This is a genomic window from Thalassospira sp. (assembly GCF_048059015.1).
Taxonomy (GTDB): Bacteria; Pseudomonadota; Alphaproteobacteria; order Rhodospirillales; family Thalassospiraceae; genus Thalassospira.
This window is the reverse complement of record NZ_JBLLNT010000005.1, coordinates 116,504-134,532: the sequence shown is the minus strand read 5'-3', so window position 1 is coordinate 134,532 and position 18,029 is coordinate 116,504. Positions and strand designations below refer to the sequence as shown.

Genomic DNA, 18,029 nt, shown 5'->3' with positions numbered 1-18,029 from the left:
GTAGTGCGGCTATCTGGTTGAAAGGGTGGTTTCAGTTTTGCTGTGGCAGTCAGTTTTATTCATTAGAACTTGATGTTTTTCGGAAAACGACATCAACTTGGAGTTGGTTTTGGCTTTGCGGCCTGTGTACCAGACAACATTCCAGCTGTGTCGATAAACAAACGAGGTGCTCGTGCTAAACCGAAACATCAACCGCCGCCGTTTTATCAAATCCGTCCTGATATCAAGCAGTGCGGTGGCACTTGCTGCCCGTTTTGGCATCCGTGATGCCAAGGCGCTGGAAGGTATTTCTGTCATCGTGATCGGTGCAGGGATTGCTGGTTTGGGAGCTGCGAACTTGCTGCGCAAGAACGGTGCGAACGTGACTGTCTTGGAAGCTAAACCAAATATCGGTGGTCGCTTGATGACGGATTGGTCGATGGGCGCGCCGTTTGAAGTTGGGGCAGGGTGGATCCATGGCCCATCAACAGATAACCCGACCAAGCAATTGGCGGATGCAATCGGGGCTAAATATGTTGTCACCGATGATCAGAATTCGGTCTATTTCGACATCGAGGGCTATGAATATGATGACGAGGAGGTCGAGCGTATCGTGGATGCTTGGGAAGGTGTGCTTGAATATATTGACAACAATTATGAAGCGAACGACCCAAGAAGTCTTTTGCAGGCCATCAAGGATTATCGACCGGCTTATTTGAATGATCCGGGGATCATGTGGGCATTCTCTGCATTTACTGAGTTTTCCAAAGGCGGTGCGATTGAAAAACTGAGTGCGCCATTGTTTAACTGGGACGAGGCATTTGATGGTGCGGACGTTGTTGTGACGACGGGCTATGACCAAATCCTCAAACCACTTGCGGATGGCGTGGACATCAAGCTGTCCCATATTGTCTCGGCTGTCGAATATGACGCCGAAGACGGTGTAACCGTTACGACGGACAAAGGTGCGTTTGAGGCAGATTATTGTATTTGCGCTGTGCCACTCGGAGTCCTTAAAGCCAACAAGATCAAGTTCGATCCCGAACTCCCAGGTGGTTACAAATCATCTATCGGCAAGATTGGCTTTGGCAGCGTTACCAAACTGGCGCTGAAATTTGATGAACCCTTCTGGGATACCGAAACCCAGTATTTCGGGATCACGACCGAGCCGAAAGGGCGGTGGAATTACTGGCTGAATTACCGGACCTTTTCAAATGAGAACATCTTGCTGGGGTTAAGTGTTGGCGACTATGCGCTGACGGCCGATCGCATGTCAGACAGCGAAATGGTCGAAGATGCACTCGAAGTTCTGCGCAATGTCTGGGAAGATGATGTTGGGACGCCAACGCAAGTTCTTGCGACGCATTGGGCCGAAGATCCATACACGCTTGGTGCTTATGCGTTTCCACAGCCCGGCAATAGAAAATCGGATTTCGATGATCTTGGTAAGCCGATCGAAGATCGCCTCATTCTGGCGGGGGAGCACACGATCTTTGACTATGCCGGAACAACCCATGGGGCGTTCATGACAGGCGTTCGTGCTGCCGAGTATATTATTGACGAGGAAAGGTAGGACGTAAAAGGCTGGGCAAGACGCTTGAAAAGCGCCTGATGCTGATCAGGCCGCGTCTTCGTCTTTTTTAGCTGCAGGTTTGCTGTCGCGCTGTGCGTGCTTTTCGCTATACATGGCTTCGTCCGCGGCACGGATCAGATCGGAAATCTCTGATCGTGCGTCATAGATCGTGTAACCAAAGCTTGCCTTGATCGCCAGTGCATTGCCCTGCCAGATCAGCGGGAAGCGTGAGGTTGCCTGTTGAAGCTGCGTCATGCGTTTTTCAGCGGCTTCGGGGCTGCTTCCGGTCATCAGGATGGCGAATTCATCGCCGCCAAAGCGTGCGACGTAATCGTCTGATCGGGTGTGCGTACGCAGGTTTTGGCCAAAATGGCGCAAAACAGCATCACCGGCCGCATGACCATGTTTGTCATTGATCTGTTTGAAGCCATCGAGATCAGCAATCACCATCAAACCGCGTTCAGCCGTGCGCGATGCACGGGCAAGGGCTTCGCGGGTGCGACGCATGAAACCACGTCTGTTATAAAGCCCGGTCAACTCATCGGTTTCGACCATGAGTTCAAGCTGACGAATACGGTTTTGCTGTTGATCAAGACGGGTTTGCATGTCACGTGCTAGATCTACCAGCGTGGACAATGCATTACGCTGTTCGGTTTCCTCTGTGGCGCGATTATTGATCGCGGTTTGCTGCTGAAAATCAGCGGCAAGTTCCATGAGTAATTCGATCTGCGTCTTTTCCATGATCTGTCTTGTAATCAATGACATTGAATGGTGATAGTCCTAAAAGAGTTCTAATGTTGTATCGCCCATCGCGTTACAAGAACCTTAACGCGGCACGAAAGAGTTTGTGTCAAAATAGAATCGTTCACGCACAGGAGAACGACTAATGAAGAGCGGTTATATGGTTGGAATAACACGGAAAATTGCGGTTCTCGGCGTTGCTTTTGCACTGTCTGCATGCTCGGTCCTGCAAAAGGAAAACTTCACTGTTGGTGGTGAAATTACCGATCATGGTCAGGAATGTGTGACCTTCCGCGCCGATGATGGCACGCTTTACGCGTTGGCCAACAAGGCCACCCGATTCCGTCCGGGTGACAAAGTCCGTGTGACTGGTCATACAGCCCTGATGACGACCTGTACCGAAGCAACGACCTTGATCGTTGACAAGATTGTCTTGCTGTCGCCGGGAAGCTGATTTTTCAAGATTTGGCGTATCTGCTCACATCGCTGTGCGTGTTGAGCTGGGACTCGGATCAGAAGTCCTACGGATGCGTGGCAAAACATTCGGTGCCGTCAGCAATCAGCTGGCGGCATTGTTGTTTGGCGCGTTCCGAACTGTCGAAACCAGCCAATCTCAGGCGATGATAAATGCCCCGTGTGCCGAGATCGGCTGAAACGATCTGCTTTTCAAAGGATTTCGCGAGCTCAGGATAGCGAATACGAAAGCTCGCCCAATAGGTCTCAGCCGTAATTGTGTCTCGAAACGCACCAAGCTGGATCAGGTAAACGCCGTTTCCCGTCGGCATGGCGGTTTCTATTGGGGGAACCGGCGCCAACGTTGTTTCAACTTCAGCCGGTTTGGTTGAAACATTGAGTGTCGGGGCCAAGGCGCGTGTTGGCGTTGTTGCGGGCTTGGCTGGCGTGAGTACTGATCTTGCCGGTTGGCGTCGAACCGGTTTCTGGCCGTTCAATGTTTGCTGATAACGCGTTGCAAGCGACGGGATCTCTTCCACATCAATAGCATTGCTGTCCGCCGGGATTGTTCCGGGCAGAAGGCTCAGAGGGCCTTTTTCAGATTGGACTGTCGATGCGTGGGCAGGAAGGTCGGTTGGGATGATCGCAGCACCAGTCGGGATGGAGTCTGCTGTGGTCTGTGCAAAGGTGTTTGCCGGAATGATAGTGCTACCAATGATCCCGAAACTGACGAAGATCGGTAAAAGACGGAAACGACCACCCCGTTTATTTGATGCGCAAGCGGCATGCGACGGATGCGTCGCATGCGTTTGGCAATCACGGGGTGGTCGAAACATTCTTACATCTCCGCGCGGGGTGGATAGGCGTGGCGTTCACGCAATATGTGGTCATTGCTGCGCAGACGTTCCATCGCCTTGCCATAGACGCTGTCGGCAGGATACTGGCCATCGGCACGATCACCAGATGGAAGGCCTGTCAGGAGCTCAATCGCGTCGTTGATATGCTCAACGGTCCAGATGTTGAATTTGCCCTGACGGATTGCCTGAACAACTTCTTCGCGAAGCACAACGTTTTCCGCGTTGGCAAGCGGGATGACAACACCCTGATCGCCGGTAAAGCCCTGATCCGCACAGATGCGATAAATCCTTCGATCTTGTGCGAAATGCCGCCAACCGGCTGAGCTTCCCCAAACTGGTTCATTGATCCGGTGACGCCGATATTCTGGCGCATCGGTATGTTCGAAATTGCCGAGATGATTGCACAAAGCTCAGCCATCGAAGCGGAGTCACCTTCGATCCCGCCATAGTTCTGTTCGAACGTGACATTACAAGCGAACGACAGAGGGAATTCCTGCGCAAAGCGCGACTTGATAAAGCCTTCGATCGTCATGACCGACTTTTGCTGAAGCGGGCCAGACATATCGACCATGCGCTCGATATTTAGAACGCCGAGGCTACCGACATAAGAGCGCGCAGAAACACGGGCGGGCAGGCCAAAGGCATGATCGCCGTAATCAAGAACGGTCAAGGCGTTGACCTGACCCACAACACTGCCAAAGCTGTCGATCAGGATTTCACGGCGCTGAACCCGTTCATGTGATCGGTCTTCAAGGCGCGAGTTGCGATGACGGCGCTCTTCGATCGCTCGCCTGACATCGGCCGCGCGGATGCTTTCGCGGCCGTCTGATTTGCAAACGGCACCGGCTTCAATCGCGACATCTTCGACCCGTTCAATCTGTGCGGTCAGTTTGTCACGCTCACCAGCCCAACGGGCGGCTTGGCCCAGAAGCTGGCGGATTGCGCCATTGTCGACGGGGATGCCGGACCGGGACAATGCAAATTCGCGCAGAAGTCCGGTATAGATCGAAATGTTACGACCGGCTGCGGGCATGTCCGCATCAATATCGGCCTTCACACGGAAGTGATTTCTGAAATCCACATCAAGCGAGAAGAAGGTGTAATAGAATTTCGGCGCGCCAACGATCACGACCTTAAGATCAAGCGGGATCGGGCGCGGTTCCGGTGCACCTGCGGTTGGTGCACCACCCTTGTGGGTTTCCTCAATGCGGATTTCGCGGTCACGAAGGGCCGCTTTCAAGAAACCCCAGCATTCTTCATGTTCAAGCAGGCTTTCCGCACGCAAAACCAGAACCCCGCCATTTGCGCGGTGAAGTGCGCCCGGTTTGATCAGGCTGAAATGCGGGTGCATGCCACCACCCATCGGGCGGTATTGAATTTGCCCGAACAGATTGTCGTAGCTTGGGCTTGGTTCGAGAACGACGTCCGGGTGCTTGTCACGCGAATGGTCGATCAGAAGATTGACCGCGTAACGATCATCAACGGTTTCCGGGATTTTTCCATCACCACTTTCGATGGCGGGCTGATCGCTTGCTTCCTCGAATGCATCGATATTATCGAGAATGTCTTTTTCAAGTGCTTCGAACCATGCCTTGAGGCCGGGACTTGTGAATTTATCACGAAGCTTCTTGATGCGTGGCTTCAAAACAACCTTGGCAGCACCACGGCGCAGACTATCAAGTGTATCGCCGATTTGTTCTTCAAGATCGCGGGTCGAGAGAAGGGTTTTACGGGCTTCCTCGGCGACTTCCTCAAACGCGTCTTCGGCTTCGTTGCGGCGTTCCTTGGGAATTTCGTCGAGTGATACCGGTTCCCCGTCCTCGTTAAGGGCAACAATCATCACACCTTTTTCGTTCTCCTGAACGTCAAGGCCGCGTTCACGCGCATATTCACGAAGTGCGTCAAACTTTTCGCGCAACTGTGCGCGTGCTTCTTCGGTCTGGGTTTGGGTTTCGGTCAGATGTGCTGGCGCATTAAAGGCCGACGCAAACGCTTCGCGCAGATGGGAAATCAATGTTTCCATCGCGGACGCAAGCTTGCCGCCCTGACCCGCGGGAAGGGCATAGGGACGCGGCTTGTTGGTGCGCGAGAAATTGTTCAGATACACCCAGTCATCGGGGGCATCGCGTTCTTCCATGGCCTTGTTCAGGTAATCCAGGGTCGCGGTCATACGACCGGCGCGATCCAGACCCAAAACAAAGATGTTGAAGCCCGGTTCGGACATGGAAAGTCCGAATTTAAGGGCCTCTGCTGCACGGTAGTGCGATGAAAAATCGAAAATTTTCGGCTGTTGGTCTTTATGAGGGCTGCGAATACGGAAATGCGGGAAACCGCAATCTTCGGCGTCAAGGCGGGAAACTGGCATTTGCTGACTTTCTGCTGCCCAAGGTATGAATTCATGGGGGAATATTTAGCCCCCGCAACATATCTTGGAAGCAACGCAATCACGTGGTCAAGCGTTGCTTGCGGAAATTGTTGAAATGCCGAAAGGAAATCCGTCCTGACCGCCGAACAGCACCCGGAACAAGCGGGCCAGTTACAGCCTACATAACAACCGCGTTGCCGAAATCGCTACTTTTCAGAAGCCGGTCAACAACCTGCACGCCGCGCCGCAGTCGATCGGCAGATCGTTCTGCGCCAAAGCAAAGGCGCAATCCGCGTGGCACATGGCCAACGGAAAACTGCTGTGCAGCAGTCAGAAGAACACCGTTATTGGCGGCATTCATCACAAGTTCGCCCGTATCGATGTGATCGGGCAGTTCCAGCCAGACGTGATAGTTCGTTGCATGGAAGCGGATATTGTACCCCTTGAGCGTGCCCAGAATGATGCATAGTCGCTGGGATGCTTCCTCGCGGTGCCAAGCTTCATATTGGGCAAGGCTTCCGTCATTGATCATGCGGGTAACAAGTTCAAGATTGATGGTTGATACCATCCAGCAGGTCGAACGAATGGCGCTGGCAAGCTTGCCGATCATTTCGCCCGGTGCGTGAATGTATCCGACACGCAAACCGCCACCGATGCTTTTTGAGACACCGTCAAGATAGATCGAACGTTCAGGCGCAAAACAGGAAAGTGGGGGCGGGGCGTTGGGATTGAGGAAGTGGTAGATGCCGTCCTCGATCAGGGTCAGATCATATTTTCGAAGGATTTCTGCGATCTCGATCCGGCGCTGCTGGCTCATGGTGCTGCAAAGCGGGTTATGCAGGGTCGGCATCAGATAGATGGCGCGCGGGCTTTGTGTGCGGCAAAGGTTCTCAAGCGCTTCGGGGGTGATGCCTTCATCATCCATGGCAACACCGCGTAGACGGAATTGCAACAAGTTGGCCAGGCTTCGAAGGTTCGGATAGGTCAGTTCTTCGCAAAGAACCAAATCACCGGGTCGGACAGTGGCGAGCAAGGACACGGTCATGCCGTGCTGAACGCCAGCTGTTGGCAAAACGCGTTCCGGATTGTCATCGAGCCCCAATCGGCCAGCTGCATTTGCCAGTGCTTCGCGTTGATGGGCAATGCCGTATTCCGATTTATACGACACCATGTCGTCAATCGATAAGGTGCTGGCGACATCTATCAAGGTTTGACGGATATGGCCTTCCTGCGGGGGCAGGGGACAATTCATGCGGAAATTGATCGGACTGGAATCTTCGCCATCAAGTCCCGGCGTGGCGTCGGACTGTAATGCCGACTTCAGATTCATTTGCGCCAGATTATTGGTAAAGGCCATCGGGATGGGCGCAGTTGCCGCCATGTCCAGTTCGGACTGAATGTTATCGAGAATATATGTTCCACGCCCGACTTCACCCGCCACAAGACCCAATCGCTCAGCTTCGCGGTAGGACCGCGTAATCGTGCCGACCGTTACGCCTAGATGATAGGCAAGGTCGCGATGGGTGGGCAGTCGGTCACCGGGTTTAAGGGTGCCGTCTTTGACTGCGGTGCGAATGGCCTGTGCGATCTGTCTATAAACAGGTCCACCGGCGTCTTTAAGGTTTGGAAGCCATATTGTCATGGTGACAATGTTTAAATTGACACAATAATAATGTCAATGACAAAACAATATCGAGACAATTAACCGATAGGAGAAGAAGATGGTAAATTGTAACGATACAATCCAGCTTCCCGGCATCCGGATCAATGATCAAGTTGTGATGACGGGCGAGCAGGGTGTTAAACCTGCGACCTGGCGCGCAGCGGTGATTGGTGCGGTGATCTCCTTTTTGGATTACCTCGCACGGGTGCAATCACGTGCACGTAACCGTCATGCGATAGAATTGCTTGATGATCATATGCTTAAGGATGTCGGTCTGACCCGTGCCGACATTGATCACGAGCTTTCCAGACCCATTTGGACCGGGATCCCCCCGCGCAGCTAGCCACCGCTGTGCATGACGGAGGCGCGTGCTCCCATCGTGCCTCCGTTCGGTCCGAAACGGGTACATTGTCTAATTGTCACGATTAAGCGAATTCAGGGATACAATACGAATGTTCAGTTTGACGGAATTACGGGATGCAGCGACTTTTGTGCATAAATATGTCCCGCCAACCCCGACAATTCGTTGGCCGTTGCTTGATCGTGCGACGGGATTGTCCCTGTATGTCAAACATGAAAATCATACCCGCCTTGGCGCGTTCAAGGTTCGCGGTGGTTTGACGTTTTGCAAATATCTCGGATCATCGGTTGATCTGAGCCGTGGTATTATCTCTGCCACCCGTGGCAATCACGGCCAAAGCCTTGCCCATGCGGCCAGTCGTCTTGGCATGCCAGCCACGATTATTGTCCCCCATGGCAATTCGGTTGAAAAGAACGCCGCAATGCGGGCATGGGGTGCGGAAGTCATTGAACATGGCAATGATTTCCAGGAAGCAGCCGAATACGCCTATGAATGCGCCAGCAAAGAAGACAGCTTCATGGTCCCGCCGTTTCATCGGGAACTGGTGCGCGGTGTTGCGTCCTATGGGCTTGAGCTGTTTGACGAGACCAAGGGACTTGATCGCGTTTATGTGCCGGTCGGTATGGGATCAGGGATTTGTTCGCTAATTACGGCGCGCGATGCCCTTGGGCTTAAGACCGAAATTGTCGGCGTCGTCGCGACCGGTGCGGATGCGGTGCGCCAATCCTATAAGGCCGGTAAAATCATTCAAACAGCAACAGCGAATACCTTTGCCGATGGTGTTGCGTGCCGAAGCCCTGATCCCGCTGCGTTTGAAATCATCACCAACGGTGCTGCTGACATTGTTGCGGTCAGTGATGATCAGATTGCAGATGCCATGCGCCTTTACTTCAGTTCGTGCCACACCTTGGCCGAAGGTGCAGGGGCTGCGTCACTTGCCGCCGCCATTAGCGAACGCGACCAGAATATTGGAAAGAAAATCGCCGTGGTCCTGACCGGGGCGAATATCGACCGGGCTGATTATGCCCGCATCCTTTCGGGAGAAAATCCATGAACGTTGTTACAAATCGTGCATCTGACAGCCCCACTGACAATGCGCGTCATCTCATGTTTGATGACCTTGAAAAGCTTGGCCGGATTCTTGTGGAAACAGGCGATCTGGCACATGGCTTCGTTCAGGGTGCAGACGACATGGATGTGACCTGCCGCGATTTCTCTGCTTTTGACCCCTCGCGCCCCTTATCAGGGCAGGGAAGCGGTACACTTGATGCGTTGCGGGCAGCGAAAGAAGAAATTCTGCCGCTGCTCGCCGCATCAATTGGTCCACGTTATCTTGGATTTGTGACCGGTGGCACGACACCGGCTGCCCTTGCCGGTGATTGGCTTGCCAGTGCCATTGACCAAAACGCGACTGGTCCGGAAGGATCGGTCAATGCGGCCGTTGAAGAACAAGTGATCAACTGGTTGTGCGATCTTGGCGGACTGCCATCAGATCGTTTTGACGGTGTTTTGACGACCGGTGCGACGGTATCGAACCTGCTGGGTCTGGTTGCTGGTCGCCAATGGTGTGGCGAGCGGGTTGGTGTGAATGTCGACGCAGATGGCGCTGGTGTTTTGCCTGATCTTGAAGTCTTTGCCGCCACCCCGCATGCCAGCATGGTCAAGGATCTTTCGATCACCGGTATTGGACGTAATAGCTTTACCAAGGTTGCGACCCTTCCGGGATCCGAGGAAACCGATCTTGACGACCTGCGCGCGAAGCTTAAGGCCAGTGATGCGCGCGGCAAGATTGTCATCGCATCGGCTGGAACGGTGAATGCTACGGACTTTGATGATCTTACGGCCATTGCCGATCTTTGTGCGGCATATGGTGCGTGGCTTCATGTTGATGCGGCGTTCGGTTTGTTTGTCGCCTTGGATGATCGCCGGGCACATTTCCTGGCAGGTATTGATCGCGCGGATTCCATCACCTCGGATGGTCATAAGTGGCTGAACGTTCCTTATGATTGCGGTATTTTCCTGACTCGTCATATTTCGGTTCTGGAAACCTGCTGCCGCGCATTTGCGCCGTATCTTGCGACCAAGGCAGAGGGCAACAGCTATATCAATCGCGGGGTGGAAAATTCCCGCCGGTTCCGCGCATTGCCACTTTGGATGGCAATGAAGGCTTATGGTCGTGACGGGTTTGCGGCAATCATTCGCGCCAATTGTGACCAGGCGGCGGATCTTGGCGCGTGGGTGCGAACCCATGAAAAGCTTGAACTTCTGAGCGAGCCAAAACTGAACGTCACCATGTTTACATCTCTGGGTGATGATGATCAGAACCGCGCGCTGCTTGAAAAGATCAATGCGACTGGCAAGCTGTTTATGACCCCCACAATCTATAACGGTCGGTTCGGTTTCCGGGCGGCGTTTTCAAGCTGGCGCACCCAGGATCATGATCTTGTGATCATTAAACAGGCAATTGATTCTGTTTTATAAAAGATGACAAATGTGGTTGGGTGTCAAAACGATATCTAGGGTCAGGACCTATTAATTTGGTTCGAATGGTCGGTCAGATTTGTGCGGATACGCGAAGCAAAACCGCTGGAAGATATACATCTTTCAAGGTTTTGCGACAAAGTAACCCGTGCAAATCTGGCCGATCCGAAGGACAGAGCTTCTATTTGCAAACTCCGACGTCAAACCCCTTGACCGGGATACCAAACCGCTCGGCGGGATTTTCCTTGGATTTCACAAATAGAAGCTCTGCCATTCAAATCAAATTAATTAGGTCCTGACCCTAACCACATCAAACGTGCCCGACCTCAGGATAAGACCATGACCACCCAGACTTTGCCGATCTATCAGATTGATGCCTTCACCGAAATGCTGTTTGCAGGAAATCCGGCGGCAGTTGTGCCGCTGACAGAGTGGCTATTCGATGACGTGCTTCAGAAAATCGCGATGGAAAACAATCTGTCGGAAACTGCATTTTTCATTCCGTGCGAAGATGCAGATGAAGCGGATTTCCATATCAGATGGTTTACGCCGACAGTCGAAGTGCCGCTTTGCGGGCATGCGACCCTTGCCAGTGCCTTTGTGATTTTCAACCAGCTTGGTTTTGCGGGTGATGTGATCCGTCTGCAAAGCAAAAGCGGTATTCTGACGGCACGTCGTGATGGGGATGCGATTGTTTTGAACTTCCCCAAACAACCGGTTCGCCCAGAACCGATGACGAACGAAATCATCACAGCCCTTGGCGGTGCAAAGCCGGTTGAGACCTATGTGGTCAACAGCCGTGATACGGACATTGTCGCAGTTTACGATGACGCCAAGATTGTGCGTGAAATGGTGCCTGATATGTCGACGCTTGGCAAACTTGCCGGACGTGGTGTGATTGTCACGGCACCGGGTGATAAGACCGGAATTGATATGATTTCACGTTTCTTTGTTCCGGCAATCGGCATCGATGAAGACCCAGTGACTGGTTACATGCATTGCGTGGTCGCACCTTATTGGGCCGAGAAGCTTGGTCAGAATGATGTGGTTGGCTATCAGGCGTCCAAGCGCGGCGGTGTTGTTGCCTGTGCGTTGGATGGTGATCGTGTCCATCTGAAGGGCGAGGCCGTTTTGTACCTTAAGGGCGAAATCGTCGTTGCAGCCTGATCACACCCAAGTTCATGCATGATTATCCTAAGGCGGGCAGCAGTGATGTTGCCCGCTTTTTGCTGTCTGAGTGTCGAAAAATCTGATTTGGTTTTAAGTGCTTCGGTCTACCGATTAATCCGCATTGAACTGGTTTGGCTTTGTTTTTTTATTGACCCGGCCATAGGGCTTTCGTCTAAGTAAAGGCAAAATACGACGAATGTGGGCGCGTCACACGGACCAAACCGTGGGCGGAAAACCACAAAGGTGCTGGTTTTACAGGGGAAGATATATCGTGATCGAAAGTGTTGTCGCCAGTTCTGCGACGCCGATGCAGATGTGGGTGGTTCTGGCGCTGGTTGCCGGATCGCTTGTCCTGTATGGGCTGGAGCGTATTTCGCTCGAACTGACCAGCATGGCGCTGATTGCAACCCTGTTGCTGTTTTTCGAATTCTTCCCGCTTTTGGATGCCGATGGTGAAAACCTTCTGGGCGCCGGTACCATTATGTCTGGCTTTGCTAATCCGGCATTGCTTACAGTGCTATCGCTGCTTGTTGTCGGGCAAGGGATGGTTCTAACCGGTGGTGTCAGCTACATCGCCGGTTTGATCACCGAACATGGCGGCAAGAACGCATCTGTTGCGATTTTCATCGGGTTGTTTGTTGTAATGCTGATGTCGGCATTCCTGAACAACACCCCGGTTGTCGTTATCTTTATCCCTATTATTCAAGCGCTTGCCGAGCGTATTGAACGTTCACCATCATCGCTGATGATCCCGCTTTCCTATGCGGCGATCCTCGGGGGCATGACGACCTTGATCGGTTCGTCGACCAACCTTTTGGTCTCAAGCTCGTTGATCGAGCTTGGCATGCCAGGGCTTGAGTTCTTTGAATTCACCGTGATTGGCAGTGTCTTGGCGCTAACCGGTTTTGTTTATGTTCTGTTGATCGCGCCGCGTCTTCTGCCCGCACTGGCATCCATGCGCAGCAAGCTTGCCAATCCTGATAGCAGCGGCAAGCAATTCATTGCCCAGATCACAGTTGGCCCGGCGTCGCAAATGATCGGCACGCGCCCGGTCGCGGGTTTCTTCAAAAATCTGCCAAACATCACCATTCAAATGATCGTGCGCCGCGAACATGCAGAGCTGCCACCGTTTGAAGACGATATGGAAATTCAGGCCGGTGACGTTTTGGTGGTTGCGGCAACGCGTAAGGCACTTACCGAAGCCCTGCAAAAAGATCCGGGCCTGCTGCATGCCGATGCAGCATCCGTAAACGGTGACGGGGAAGAAACCCCGCAGAAATCAACGCAGCTTCTGGCAGAGGTTATGTTACCGCCGGGCTCGCGCCTGATTGGCTTTAACCTTGAGCAAATCGGTTTCCGTTATCAGTACAAGTGCCTTGTGTTGGGCATTCAGCGCCGGTCGCGCATGATCCGTACCCAGATGACGGAAATCCGCCTCGAAGCTGGTGACGTTCTTCTGGTGCAGGGCCGGTCGGAAGATGTTGAAGCACTTCGCACCATTCGCGACGTGGTCTTGCTGGAATGGTCGACGCGCACCTTGCCGCGTCCGTTCCATGCTCGCCGTGCCGCGACCATCTTCCTTGGTGTCATTGCGCTCGCCGCGACCGGCATTGTTCCGATCATGGTTTCAAGCTTCATCGGGGCGGGGCTTATGATCGCATCCGGCGCCTTGAACTTGCGTCAGGCGTCACGTGCGATTGATCGCAAGATTGTCCTGCTGGTGGCGGCTGCCTTGGCGCTGGGTAACGCATTGCAATTGACAGGTGGTGCCGAATTTGTTGCAGATCAGCTCTTGGCAGCAACCAGTGGCGCGCCAGCACCCGTGATCCTCTCGCTGTTCTTCCTGATTGTCGCGGCCTTTACCAACGTGCTGTCAAATAATGCCTGTGCGGTTCTGTTTACGCCGATCGGGATTGGCATGGCGCAGCAACTTGGCGTGCCGCCACATGTCTTTGCGATTGCGGTGGTGATGGCTGCAAACTGTTCGTTTGCATCACCAGTTGGCTATCAAACCAACCTGCTTGTCATGGGTCCAGGCCACTATCGGTTTATCGACTTCCTTAAGGCCGGGACGCCGCTGATTATCCTGCTTTGGATTGCGTTTAGCATCTTTGCGCCCTGGTATTACGAAATCCCGTTCTAAGTCGTGATTTTCGCTCTGCGTGCAACTGCGTATAACCTTCTCAACACAAACGGGCCAGCCATGCAAAATTGGCTGGCCCGTTTGTGTGGAAGGCGTTTGACTTTTGCCTTTCTCTCAATAGGATCAGCCCCCTAATTTGATCTGTCATGATCAGGTTGGGTTGTTCTTTATGATCAGGAATATACCGATGGCCCAGACTGCCGAGAATACCGCTTTCGCAAAGCCCGATAGCCGTCCAACCAGCCCGAACTTTTCGTCGGGTCCGTGCAAAAAACGCCCGGGTTGGTCCGCATCGGCACTGGAAACGGAAATTCTTGGTCGTTCCCATCGATCCAAACTTGGCAAGCAGCGTCTGGAAGAGGTCATTGATCGTTCGCGCGAGATGCTGAAACTGCCTGATGAATATCTGCTGGGTGTTGTGCCCGCATCGGATACCGGGGCTGTTGAAATGGCGCTGTGGTCGATGCTGGGCGCGCGCGGTGTGGACATGCTGGCGTGGGAAAGCTTCGGCTCGACCTGGGTCAGTGACGTGATCAAACAGCTTAAACTTGACGATGTCAGAACGCTTGAGGCCGATTACGGCAAACTGCCGGATCTGGCATCGGTCGATTTTGATCGCGACGTTGTCTTTACCTGGAACGGTACGACAGCGGGTGTGCGTGTTCCCAATGGTGACTGGATTGCCTATGATCGCAAAGGTTTGACCATTTGCGATGCGACCTCGGCGATCTTTGCCATGGAACTGCCGTGGGACAAGCTCGATGTCGTAACCTATAGCTGGCAGAAGGTTCTGGGCGGCGAGGGTGGTCACGGGATCATTATCCTGAGCCCGCGCGCTGTCGCGCGCCTTGAAAGCTATAGCCCCGCTTGGCCGATGCCGAAGATCTTCCGCATGACCAAGGGTGGCAAGCTGATTGATGGTATTTTCCGCGGTGAAACCATCAATACGCCATCGATGCTGGTTGTCGAAGACGCGATTGATACCCTGAAATGGGCAGATTCGATTGGTGGGCTGGAAGGGCTTTTGAACCGCACCCGTGAAAGCCGTGCACATCTTGATGCGTGGCTTGCGACCAGTGACTGGGCGGCGGACCTTGCGGAAGACCCGGCAACAGCATCAAACACGTCGATGTGCATCAAGATTATCGATCCTTGGGCGCTTGGTTTGTCCGAAGATCAGCAGGCAGCGCTGCCGAAAAAGATTTCCCAGATTCTCGAAGCGGAAAATGTTGCACTTGATATCAACGGTTATCGCGACGCGCCGGCAGGTCTTCGGATTTGGGGTGGTGCGACCGTGGAACCCAGCGATATCAAGGCGCTTTTGCCGTGGCTTGATTGGGCATATTCGGTCGTAAAAGCCGAATTCGCCGCTGGCGAATAGATATTTCGTACGTATTATTTGCGTTTTAGGGGTTTTCCCCGTTGCTCTGTCCGGCACAACGCGGTAGTAACCGCTACCGGATAGTCAGCCTTGAGTAAAACTCGGGACGCCATCAGATCGAATTTGCGCGCCCAGTCCGGAAAGCACACAACATGACCGAACTCGCCAGGAAAGCTCTTTTGCCCGCCGGCCTGCAGGATGTCCTGCCAGGAACCGCTGCACGGGAAGCTGAAATCCGTGAAAAGCTGATGGCCAGTCTGGCACATGCAGGCTACGACCGCGTGAAAACACCGCTAGTCGAGTTTGAAGAAAGCCTGCTTGAAGGTGCTGCACCAGAACTCGCAACCCAGACATTCCGCCTTATGGATCCGGAATCGCGCCGCATGATGGGGCTTCGTTCCGACATGACCCCGCAGGTTGGCCGAATTGCTGCGACCCGATTGGGTGATGCGCCGCGTCCGCTGCGTTTGTCCTATTCCGGTGATGTTCTTCGGATCAAGGGTTCTCATCTGCGCCCGGAACGTCAGTTCGCACAGGTAGGTGCTGAACTGATCGGTGTTTCCAGTGCGGCGGCTGATACCGAGATTGTCCTGCTTGCGCTTGAGGCACTTGAGTGCATCGGTCTCGCCGATGTGTCGGTTGACCTGAACCTGCCGACTTTGCCGGTCCGCCTGTTTGATGCCTTTGGCGTATCGCGCGATGACCGCGAAGCACTGACCGAGGCGCTTGAGCGTCGTGACGTCGCAGCCCTTCGCGGGATCGATGGCAAGGTAACAGACGTTTTGGTCGCATTGTTGGAGGCCGCAGGCCCGGCACAGACCGCATTGCCGAAGCTTAAGAAGCTTGAACTGCCGCTTGGTGCGTCTGAAGAACTTTATCGTCTGATTGACGTTGCAGAGCGTGTCTTGGCATCGGGTCTTGAAGCAGCCCTGACCATTGATCCGGTCGAGATGGCTGGTTTCCGCTATCAAACCGGTGTCAGCTTTACCTTGTTTGCACGCAATGTGCGAGGTGAGATCGGCCGTGGTGGCCGTTACCGTGCAGGCGGCGCATCGGGCGAGGCCGCAACAGGCATGTCGCTTTATATGGATAGTATTCTGCGCGGACTTCCGGACGCAGAACCGGTTGAACGTGTTTACCTTCCGCTTGGTACGCCGCAGCGTGAAGCACGCAAATTGCGCGCCGAAGGTCATTACACGGTTGCTGCACTTGAAGGTGCGGCAGAAGCCAAAACAGAACAAGCCGCACGCATCGAAGCACGCGGCATGGGCTGTGACTACATTTATCTTGGCGGCCAAGTCGTGCCGCTGAACGCCTAATCGAACGAACTTTTTATCGCGCAAGGAGTTTTGCGATGACCAATGTTGCCGTGATCGGTTCCCAGTGGGGGGACGAAGGTAAAGGCAAGATCGTCGACTGGCTGTCTGAACGGGCAGACGTCGTTGTGCGTTTCCAGGGTGGTCATAACGCCGGTCATACTTTGGTGATCGACGGAACCACCTATAAACTGAGCCTGCTGCCGTCAGGTATCGTCCGTCAGAACAAACTCTCTGTGATTGGCAACGGTGTTGTTGTTGATCCGTGGGCGCTGCTTGCTGAAATCGGCCGCCTGAAAGAGCAGGGCGTTGACATCACCCCGGAAAACCTGCGTCTGGCTGAAAATGCCTGCCTGATCCTGCCGCTGCATGGCAATCTGGATCGCGCACGTGAAGCTGCTGCTTCGGGCGACAACAAGATCGGCACCACCGGTCGTGGTATCGGCCCGGCTTATGAAGACCGTGTTGGCCGCCGCGCGATCCGCGTTGGTGATCTGGCTGATACCGATCTTCTTGAAGCGAAGGTCGAAAACCTTCTGACCCACCATAATGCGCTTCTGCGTGGCCTTGGTCAGCCGGAAGTCGATGGTGCAGAGCTTCTTGCTCAGCTCAAGGAAATCGCGCCGAAAATCCTGCCGTTCTCTGACACCGTTTGGAAGTCGCTCAACCAGTTCAAAGAAGCTGGTAAGCGTATCCTGTTTGAAGGTGCTCAGGGCACAATGCTTGACATCGACCACGGCACCTATCCGTTCGTGACCTCGTCGAACACCGTTTCGGGTCAGGCTGCTGCTGGTTCTGGTATGGGCCCGTCGGGCGTTGGCTATGTTCTGGGTATCACCAAGGCATACACCACCCGTGTTGGTGAAGGCCCGTTCCCGTCTGAGCTGTTTGACGCAGATGGCGAGCGTCTTGGTCAGCGTGGCCATGAATTCGGTGTTGTCACTGGTCGTAAGCGTCGTTGTGGTTGGTTTGATGCAGCCCTTGTCCGTCAGTCGGTCAAGGTTAACGGCATCACCGGCATCGCATTGACCAAGCTTGACGTTCTTGATGGCTTTGAAGAAATCAAGATCTGCACCGGCTATGACATTGATGGCAAAATCTACGACCATCTGCCGGCAAACCAGCGTCTGCAGGCGAAAGCCAAGCCGGTTTACGAAAGCATTGAAGGTTGGTCCGAAACCACCATGGGTGCACGTAGCTGGGCCGATCTTCCGGCTGCTGCGATCAAATATGTTCGCCGCATCGAAGAACTGATCGAAGCACCGGTTGCGCTGCTGTCGACCAGCCCGGAACGTGACGACACCATTCTGGTTCACGACCCGTTCAGCGCATAAGTTTCTGTTCACGCAGAACATTGCAAAAGCCACCAGTTGCGACTGGTGGCTTTTTTGTTTGTGAAATGAATGATTTGGTCAGAGTTGTCGAATGTGTCTGACCTGATAACAGCTTGCCCCGGTCGACTATCAGAAGTATCGTTTTATCAACCTTTTGAGGGTACCGTACTGCTGGGTATGTCAGGATGACTGCGCAGCAGAATTTCCGCGTC

Annotated in this window: 14 protein-coding genes; 10 read left to right on the top strand and 4 right to left on the bottom strand. The window is 53.7% G+C overall.

Translation table 11 applies throughout. From position 1 onward, the window contains the following. Positions 1–172 precede the first annotated feature (172 nt). Positions 173–1,552, top strand: coding sequence for a flavin monoamine oxidase family protein (locus ACMZ66_RS08740; RefSeq protein ID WP_416936439.1), 1,380 nt, complete (start codon positions 173–175; stop codon positions 1,550–1,552). 45 nt (positions 1,553–1,597) lie between these two features. Here the strand turns inward: ACMZ66_RS08740 and ACMZ66_RS08735 are convergent, their stop codons facing one another. After that, on the bottom strand, positions 1,598–2,293 hold the full coding sequence (locus ACMZ66_RS08735) for a GGDEF domain-containing protein (RefSeq protein WP_416936437.1): 696 nt from the start codon (positions 2,291–2,293) through the stop codon (positions 1,598–1,600). A 145-nt stretch (positions 2,294–2,438) separates the two neighbouring features. Here ACMZ66_RS08735 and ACMZ66_RS08730 point away from each other — a divergent pair, with 145 nt between their 5' ends. Next, positions 2,439–2,747 carry a DUF5818 domain-containing protein gene (locus tag ACMZ66_RS08730; protein ID WP_416936435.1) on the top strand — a complete coding sequence of 103 codons (309 nt, stop codon included), beginning with the start codon at positions 2,439–2,441 and terminating at the stop codon, positions 2,745–2,747. A 67-nt stretch (positions 2,748–2,814) separates the two neighbouring features. Here the strand turns inward: ACMZ66_RS08730 and ACMZ66_RS08725 are convergent, their stop codons facing one another. The 3 genes from ACMZ66_RS08725 to ACMZ66_RS08715 all read right to left on the bottom strand — a co-directional run bounded on the left by ACMZ66_RS08725 (position 2,815) and on the right by ACMZ66_RS08715 (position 7,610). After that, the gene (locus ACMZ66_RS08725; RefSeq protein WP_416936433.1) at positions 2,815–3,582 is read right to left on the bottom strand and encodes an SPOR domain-containing protein; all 768 of its coding nucleotides are present in this window, start codon (positions 3,580–3,582) and stop codon (positions 2,815–2,817) included. 139 nt (positions 3,583–3,721) lie between these two features. Beyond that, on the bottom strand, positions 3,722–5,968 hold the full coding sequence (locus tag ACMZ66_RS08720; RefSeq protein WP_416936431.1) for an AAA family ATPase: 2,247 nt from the start codon (positions 5,966–5,968) through the stop codon (positions 3,722–3,724). A 178-nt stretch (positions 5,969–6,146) separates the two neighbouring features. After that, the gene (locus ACMZ66_RS08715; RefSeq protein ID WP_416936429.1) at positions 6,147–7,610 is read right to left on the bottom strand and encodes a PLP-dependent aminotransferase family protein; all 1,464 of its coding nucleotides are present in this window, start codon (positions 7,608–7,610) and stop codon (positions 6,147–6,149) included. Between the two features lie 79 nt (positions 7,611–7,689). On the opposite strand from ACMZ66_RS08715, the gene ACMZ66_RS08710 reads away from it, so the two are divergent. The 8 genes from ACMZ66_RS08710 to ACMZ66_RS08675 all read left to right on the top strand — a co-directional run bounded on the left by ACMZ66_RS08710 (position 7,690) and on the right by ACMZ66_RS08675 (position 17,817). After that, the gene (locus ACMZ66_RS08710; protein WP_416936427.1) at positions 7,690–7,974 is read left to right on the top strand and encodes a DUF1127 domain-containing protein; all 285 of its coding nucleotides are present in this window, start codon (positions 7,690–7,692) and stop codon (positions 7,972–7,974) included. 109 nt (positions 7,975–8,083) lie between these two features. Next, entirely contained in the window at positions 8,084–9,046 is a 963-nt protein-coding gene (locus ACMZ66_RS08705) for a threonine dehydratase (RefSeq protein WP_416936425.1), read from the top strand. Next, positions 9,043–10,473 carry a pyridoxal phosphate-dependent decarboxylase family protein gene (locus tag ACMZ66_RS08700; protein ID WP_416936424.1) on the top strand — a complete coding sequence of 477 codons (1,431 nt, stop codon included), beginning with the start codon at positions 9,043–9,045 and terminating at the stop codon, positions 10,471–10,473. The genes ACMZ66_RS08705 and ACMZ66_RS08700 overlap by 4 nt, the downstream gene beginning before the upstream one ends. 339 nt (positions 10,474–10,812) lie before the next feature. Then, positions 10,813–11,640, top strand: a complete 828-nt coding sequence (locus tag ACMZ66_RS08695; RefSeq protein ID WP_416936422.1) for a PhzF family phenazine biosynthesis protein — start codon at positions 10,813–10,815, stop codon at positions 11,638–11,640. 274 nt (positions 11,641–11,914) lie between these two features. Further along, positions 11,915–13,786 (top strand): SLC13 family permease, encoded by a 1,872-nt coding sequence (locus ACMZ66_RS08690; protein ID WP_416936420.1) that lies wholly within the window; start codon positions 11,915–11,917, stop codon positions 13,784–13,786. 187 nt (positions 13,787–13,973) lie between these two features. Then, positions 13,974–15,167, top strand: coding sequence for a phosphoserine transaminase (locus ACMZ66_RS08685; protein WP_416936418.1), 1,194 nt, complete (start codon positions 13,974–13,976; stop codon positions 15,165–15,167). 152 nt (positions 15,168–15,319) lie between these two features. After that, on the top strand, positions 15,320–16,486 hold the full coding sequence (locus ACMZ66_RS08680) for an ATP phosphoribosyltransferase regulatory subunit (RefSeq protein ID WP_416936416.1): 1,167 nt from the start codon (positions 15,320–15,322) through the stop codon (positions 16,484–16,486). 35 nt (positions 16,487–16,521) lie between these two features. Beyond that, positions 16,522–17,817, top strand: a complete 1,296-nt coding sequence (locus tag ACMZ66_RS08675; RefSeq protein ID WP_416936414.1) for an adenylosuccinate synthase — start codon at positions 16,522–16,524, stop codon at positions 17,815–17,817. Positions 17,818–18,029 lie beyond the last annotated feature (212 nt).